Origin of the sequence: Pseudomonas nitroreducens (genome assembly GCF_014204515.1) — a bacterium.
Lineage (GTDB): Bacteria > Pseudomonadota > Gammaproteobacteria > Pseudomonadales > Pseudomonadaceae > Pseudomonas > Pseudomonas nitritireducens_A.
The window spans coordinates 1-6,043 of sequence record NZ_JACHLI010000069.1 but is presented as its reverse complement, the minus strand read 5'-3'; the positions used below and the strand labels follow the sequence as shown (position 1 = coordinate 6,043).

The 6,043-nt window shown below is 52.4% G+C and carries 5 protein-coding genes and 1 pseudogene; 4 read left to right on the top strand and 2 right to left on the bottom strand.

Going from position 1 to position 6,043, the window contains the following annotated elements:
- The first annotated feature begins 620 nt into the window (after window positions 1-620).
- From HNP46_RS35445 to HNP46_RS35430, 4 genes and pseudogenes are all read left to right on the top strand, one after another.
- On the top strand, window positions 621-1,079 hold the full coding sequence (locus tag HNP46_RS35445; protein ID WP_184598943.1) for a BRO-N domain-containing protein: 459 nt from the start codon (window positions 621-623) through the stop codon (window positions 1,077-1,079).
- A gap of 340 nt (window positions 1,080-1,419) precedes the next feature.
- Window positions 1,420-2,775, top strand: coding sequence for a site-specific integrase (locus HNP46_RS35440; RefSeq protein ID WP_184598940.1), 1,356 nt, complete (start codon window positions 1,420-1,422; stop codon window positions 2,773-2,775).
- 87 nt (window positions 2,776-2,862) lie between these two features.
- A pseudogene (locus HNP46_RS35435) lies at window positions 2,863-3,119 on the top strand (transposase); the annotation flags it as partial.
- Between the two features lie 170 nt (window positions 3,120-3,289).
- Window positions 3,290-3,982 carry a hypothetical protein gene (locus HNP46_RS35430; RefSeq protein WP_184598938.1) on the top strand — a complete coding sequence of 231 codons (693 nt, stop codon included), beginning with the start codon at window positions 3,290-3,292 and terminating at the stop codon, window positions 3,980-3,982.
- Here HNP46_RS35430 and HNP46_RS35425 read toward each other — a convergent pair.
- Together HNP46_RS35425 and HNP46_RS35420 are read right to left on the bottom strand one after the other, a co-directional pair.
- Window positions 3,979-5,415, bottom strand: a complete 1,437-nt coding sequence (locus HNP46_RS35425; protein WP_184598936.1) for a YfjI family protein — start codon at window positions 5,413-5,415, stop codon at window positions 3,979-3,981. The genes HNP46_RS35430 and HNP46_RS35425 overlap by 4 nt on opposite strands.
- Window positions 5,412-5,669 carry a helix-turn-helix transcriptional regulator gene (locus HNP46_RS35420; RefSeq protein ID WP_260403362.1) on the bottom strand — a complete coding sequence of 86 codons (258 nt, stop codon included), beginning with the start codon at window positions 5,667-5,669 and terminating at the stop codon, window positions 5,412-5,414. The genes HNP46_RS35425 and HNP46_RS35420 overlap by 4 nt, the downstream gene beginning before the upstream one ends.
- Window positions 5,670-6,043: the final 374 nt, after the last annotated feature.

Sequence of the window (6,043 nt, the reverse complement as noted above, 5' to 3'; positions counted from 1 at the left end):
GCTGCAGAAGGCGGCAAGTGAATCACCTGCCTGACCACCACTCTCACCTTAGAATCTCTGTAAGTACTTGATTTTCAAGTTCTTTCAGCGCTTCGCCGCTGGGAGTGGTGCGCATTATAGGGAGTTTAAATCGGCCGTCAACGACTTTTTGCAGAAAGATGACAAAGGGCCTCTCCCCTGCCCTCTTCTATATAGAAGCAGCCCCTCTCTACGCACAGGCTCGGCATCGCGCGGCCGCATGGGCACGCCCAGGCACCGCACCGCCCATATAAAAGCCCACTCTTGGAAACACGCTTCCCGAGTTCCTACGCACTTTGCAGGTTGCTGCATCGGAAAGTGCTCCCCCATCCTCCGCCCGTCACGGTCGATCCCGTGACCTGGTTTGACGACCGGAATTGAGATGGCGCGAAAGCGCTGAAAGCGTATGCGGGAAACAGCGGTGGTTTCCTGTAGGCCCTTTCATGCCTGTAGTATTCACTACTGGCTCTATGGCGGATCGCGCGGGGAGACCCTCGGGTCTGCCGGTTCCATCTCCCGGTTCGTCAACCCTGCGCGGTCCGCCACCCTTCGCTTGACGACGACGCGTGGCGACTCCTCAACCTCGTAGATGGAGCATCACCATGCAAGACGCCTACAAGCCAGTCATATTCCAACGCCACACCTACCAACTGCGCGCCGTCCTGATCGACCGCCAACCCTGGTTCGTCGCCCACGACTTCGCCCTGCTGATCAACGCCCGCCGCCCCTACCGCCTGCCCCAGCGTATGGACCCGGAACAGAAACGCGCCGTCATCCTGGAATACTTCAGCGGCTTCCGCGAAGAAGTCGAAGTCATCAGCGAATCCGGCGCCTACAAAGCCCTCTACCGCTTCTGGCACCCCGAACACCGCCACATCGCCAAATGGCTCAGCGACGAAGTCCTCCCCACCCTCCACGACTCCCAGCACATCCCCGACACCACTCCCCACCGCGCCTTCATGACCTGGGCCGACCAACGCATCGGCGTCATCAAGTGGCAAGGCGAAATCTGGATAGCCCGACGGGACCTACCGACCTTCCTGGCAGCGCAGGATGATTAGGCCCTGCGGGATGCGCCGAGCTGGCGGACGATTTAGGTAATCTTTGCAAAAAGGGAAATACAAAAAGGCCGGTTCATTGCTGAACCGGCCTTTTCAAATTTGGTCGGGACGGAGTGATTCGAACACTCTACCCCTTGCACCCCATGCAGGTAAAAATCCCTCCGAACGCATCCAACCCCATCCGAAGCGTCTCGACAAATCCTTGATTTTACTGGCTTAAAGATGTCTTCTGGTCCAAAATGGCCCTATGCGATTCGAATAAAGCCGATCCCAATTGGCAACGAATTGGCAACCAGACAATCTCAATTGGCAACCAATTGGCAACGGAAAAACTGACCAGATGGCCAAGATCACAGACCGCCAGATGACGGCCAAACCGGGTACGAGCGACAAGTGGCTGAGCGAGGTCGCCATCTGGGGGCACGGCAGCTTGGTGGCCCGCATCACTCCAAGCGGTGAACGCCTATTCTATTTCCGCTACACCAACAGCAGCAGCGAGCGCGTCACCTTCCCCATCGGTACATATAGCCGCGAGGGCAACGAAGGCACAATGACACTCGCCGAAGCAGGTCTGCGGGCCAAAGAGCTCGCAGGGCTTCATAAGGCTGGCGTTAGAGATGTGAAGGAACACCTCGAGACTGAAGCAGCCGCTCGCGTGGCAGCACGCGACGCCGAACGTGCAAGAATCGCTGCGGAGAAAGCTGCCTTGGAGGCGGCTCAGGCTCGACAAGCCGCCAGAAAAAACGTCCAGCATTTGTTCGACCACTGGGCCAAGGTCGACTTGATCAACCGTAAGGACGGCGGTGCAGAGGTGCGCCGCATGTTCGAGAAAGACGTTCTGCCATTCCTCGGCAAAATGGCTGTCGAAGATGTGAAAAAAGGTCACATTACCGAGGTAACGGACGCCCTACTCGCTCGTGGCGTCAACCGGATGGCAAAGATGATCTTCAGCCTGATGCGTCAGATGTTCCGATTTGCCGTAGACCGAGACCTGATTGATCACGATCCGACTGCGAGCATTCGCAAAGCCAAAATTGGCGGCAAAGATATCGAACGAGATCGCGTATTAAGCGAAGAAGAAATCCGCGCGTTAGCCAAGCTCACCCCGCAAGCCGGTCTACTCCCCTCCTCAGAAGCTGCCATTTGGATTGCTTTGTCGACCTGCTGCCGCATCGGCGAACTGCTGAGCGCCCGATGGGAAAACGTCGACCTTATCAAAGGCAACTGGCACATCCCTTCAGAGCAAAGCAAAAACGGTAAGGCCCACAACGTAACCCTCTCACCGTTCGCCATCCAGCAGTTCAAGGCTGTCCGCGCATTCAGCCCTGCCAGTGAGTGGTGCTATCCCAACGTCCAAAATAGCGGCCCAGTCTGCTCAAAGACTGTGACCAAACAGCTTGGGGATCGGCAACGCCTGCCAGGTCAAGGGACCCTGAGTAATAGGAGCACCAATGCTCAGGCGCTACTCCTCCCAGGAGGAAAGTGGACCCCACACGACTTGAGGCGCACAGGCGCAACCATCATGACTGCCCTTGGTGTGCTCCCGGAAGTAGCGGAACGCTGCCTCAACCACACCGAGGAAAACAAGGTCAAGCGCACCTACCAGCGACATAGCTATGCCAAGGAGATGGCAGAAGCCTGGAGCCTACTTGGAAATCGACTGGAACAACTAACTGCACCCACCTGCGAAAAGTAGTCAGACAATCACTTCATCGACGCTTTAAGGAAACTCCGGAAAAGTCCCGACCGATCTACTGAAATGACGCCAGGCAGAACCTGAGCCCTGCCGCATGACCCAGAGAGCATTTCCGATACCGAGTACGCCAGCAAACGCAAACAGCCCCCACGCGAGCGCTTCTGACGGAGATGGAGCAAGTGGTGCCTCTAGGCCGGGCTGCTGTCGCTGATTGAGCCGTACTACCCCAAGGCGGGCAATGGCCGTCCGCCGTATCAGCCGGAAACCATGCTGCGCATCCACCGGCTGCAAACTGGTTCATTCTCAGCGATCCGGCGATGGAGGAAGCGCTGTACGAGATTACTTCGACCCAAGGGAAGAATGCGAGATGGCATTAGCCCACGATGAAAGATACCAAGTAGAAGGGGCATATTCGCGCTCCGACTACCTAGAGAAGCGTCGCCCGGCGGCCCCCTCTTATGGCAGACTGGGCAGAGTTCATCCATAGCAAAGTAGCGCCCATTTAATCCACCATATGAAAAAATCTCTTCCCTTCCTTCATCCTGATGCTGCGATGCAGCAAGATACAGGCGCTATCGTGAGCGAACTTAATCAGCGCGCACGTAAAATATCCAATTTATTATGGCCGCACGAGCGTCTGTCAGATCTAAGAGCAAGGATTCAAAAATTAAAGAACAAAAAAGAAATTACGTGTGAAGACATCATTTCATGTTGGGAGATCGAAGAAAATCTAAACCAAAAAACGGATGAGGGACGGGATGGCGTCCAAAGGAGAGTTCATTTTGCGCACATAGTTTTATACACTCAAGAAGTAAGCATTAAACTTGCCAGAAATGAACACCAAAAAGCAGCAAGCCTAGTCACCTACGCAGCCTATCATTTTGGAATTCTTGACAGCTACAGCAGATTCCTTCTGAGAGAAAGGGCACGTCAAAGTCGAGGAAAAAAAGGAGGGAATGGAAAGTCAAATAAGCTAAACCAAATATCCTCCGAGTTAATACGTCTCCTGGAAAGCCCGCCAGCAAAAGGTTGGGGTAGTGAAGCAGAAGTGGTCCGCGTACTTCTCGATCCTCTAGGGAGTTTTATAAGGGAAAAGGGGCTGCAAAATATTATACCCGATGTGGGTGATTTCATCCTTAACGCCCTGGGGAAAAGAGGCGCCCCAAGGGACGCCTACCTCAAGAAAAGGGTGCATATCAAGAATTAGGGATTGAGTATTTCAATGCACGCACACCCATGTCTTTCAGAATATATAATCTTCCGCGCTCGGCGTAGCTCTTCCAATGCTCGCTCCAGTCGAACCTTTGATCTGATTTTATTGGGCCCGTACTTTCTTATGTAATTTATTTTTACCCAGTCTCCCCCCTGCTTCCAGAGATCAAATAGCCACTCATCAAGTGCTCTAGCATCAACTACTTCTTCAGGCTCAGGCTGGGGTGGAACAAAAATCCTATAGAACTCATCGGAGCACCAGAAGCATAATTTTATTGAGAATTCCAACGTCGACAACGAGATTGCACCTGCTCCCCCTTCAAATACATGAATAATAGCTGCTACTCGAGCAATATTGTCTGCTAACTTAGACGCGTAATCAGTCATTTCACAGAATCGCCCCTTAGCATCCATCTCACGCTCAATCGAGTTATAAACCCCGAGCCATACCTCCTTCGCCTCGGGGGAAAATTCACAAATCTTTCTCTCGAGATCGCCGCAACTAATCGAGTAGACCGCACTGTCTAATATCTCGCGCAACCGTCGCGAGAAGACTCCTCGGTATTCCCAGGACTGCGTCAAGTTCTCAACGAATCTCTCCCCCTGTTTCGTTTTGGGTTGGCACACCAGAAAACGCGCCCACAGCCCTGCTCCTCTCGCCACGGTCCCCGATCGCTGCATATACTTCTGAAAAACAGAATCTTGCACCATAAGTGAAGTTGTTAGCCTTGCATTTTCAACAACAAAGCTCTCACTCGTCTTTCGCGAGACGTCAATAGAATCCCCGCTCCAAATTGAATTAAGCTTGCACATCTCCCTCATCACCGCTCCACCAAGAATGCCTCCTCCTTCCCCAGAAATAAGACCAGCTGAGGGGAAGTCGCTGTGTAATCCATAAAACAGAGATTCCGGCGTGGCGTCATCGTAAAGAAATTTGATTCGGCGAGGTTTTACAGGTTCATTCTTTGCGTGCTCGGCTAATAGAGCATAAATTGAATCAACTCCTGACTCCCCACTCTTGCTGCGCTCAATTTCTTTGAGGAGTTTCTTCTCTTTGACAGCCCACACCTTTCTCTTGATTTTCCACTCCTCGCATGCAGCCCTGTATTCTTTTTCCTTCTCGGTTTGAACCTCTCTAATGGCTTCTAGGAAAATATTCTCGACAGTCGATTTTCTCTCGCCAGAATCAGCTATTAGAAACAACATAAGAGAGGCAGGGATAACTTGGCCATTTGGTTTTCGCACATCAAATTTACCTTGCACAGCAATGCTTATGGCTGTTAATGCGCTAAACAAGATAAGCGGGCGCGGGGCCTGGATATTACGACTCACTTCATCCACTACGCCTTGAAGAATTTCTCCAGGAATAGTGTTCGGAAAAAAACTATCAATCATTGGCAGTCGTGCAAACTGTCGGCGAGCACTCATCTGATTGCCTCCTTGAAACCGGAAACTACCCCCGACTCTGCCACGCGTGCTCTGAGCCAGCGGCGCACATCCGACTCAATCCAGCCTACTGCGCCCGCTCTTCTTCCTCCAACCGACAAACGTATTGGCCTGGGAAAGGATGCGTCATATCTGGGTGACTTGGGATTCATGCGGTCATAGATGGTCGAGCGGCCAACGCCCAGACACTCAACTAGGTCCCTCAGGCGTAGCACCCTGAAGCCATCGGCAGTCATGGAATTTTGAAAAGGAATGTCGTTTAGCATCAATTGCCCTCCATATTTTTTGGCCAGGCGATGCTAAGCAGCCGTAACAGCGCATCAAACACTTGTGCTTCTAGTGGGAGATATTTTTTAAGCACATCTATTGATGTTTTGCATAAAGCATGATACAGAAATCCACCTGAGGGCTTTTTTCTAAAAGTGGGCGTCATCTCTAGCTGCTACACCCGCTACATGTAGCGGGTGTAGCAGCTCTAACGTCTCCACCATTTCGAAATGAGCGTTACCTGGTCGATGGTTTGGCCCCCTGTATCTGAGGACAGGGCCTCACGCTTAAACTAGGAGATAGTCTTGTGACTGGTTTTAAGCGTATGCCCAATGGAAGTGAT